General features: G+C 68.6%; 1 protein-coding gene. It reads right to left on the reverse strand.

From position 1 onward, the window contains the following. Nucleotides 1-686 (reverse strand): AMP-binding protein (locus tag ACPXB1_RS30640; protein ID WP_425736178.1); only part of this gene is annotated, 686 nt, incomplete at its 3' end. Between the last annotated feature and the right edge of the window lie 15 nt (nucleotides 687-701).

Below are 701 nucleotides of genomic sequence, written 5' to 3' on the forward strand. Positions count from 1 at the left end.
CCCACCGACCCAAACGGATCCGGCACAAACCGATCCGCCGTCAACCCCGCAGCACCCCAATAACCCCGACCCACACCCACACCGGCCACGTACAACTCGCCGGGGGCGCCCATCGGCACAGGCTGGAGCAGGTCGTCGAGCACGCGCAGGGTGATGTTCGGGAAGGGGCGTCCCAGCGGAACCCGGGACACGTCGGCCAGGTCGTCGGTGGTGCAGTGCCAGCTGGTGACATCCACCGTGGTTTCCGCTGGCCCGTAGGTGTTGTGCAGCTCGCAGCCGGGCAGAGCCGCCAGGAACGCCCGCGCCACGTCGACAGGCAACTCCTCGCCGCCTACCGCAACGGAACGCAGCGAGGTGCAGTCGGTGATGCCCTCGGCGAGCAGCGCCGACAGCATGCTGGGCACCAACTCGATCGAGGTGACCGACTCGGCGATGATCGTGTCGCGCAGGTACGCCGGGTCGCGGTGTCCACCGGGCCGGGCGACGACGATCCGCGCCCCCGTCGACAGTGCGGCGTAGATCTCGGCAGGCGAGACGTCGAAACCGATCTCGGTCTTCTGGAGGAGCACGCCATCGGCACCGAGCCGATTGATTGTGGGTGCGACGTGGGCGGTCCGGTTGACCAGGCCGGCGTGGGTGACGACCGCGCCCTTCGGCCGGCCCGTCGAGCCCGACGTGTAAATCACATAACAGGCGTTGTC

Source organism: Micromonospora sp. DT68 (genome assembly GCF_049847245.1).
GTDB lineage: Bacteria > Actinomycetota > Actinomycetes > Mycobacteriales > Micromonosporaceae > Micromonospora > Micromonospora profundi.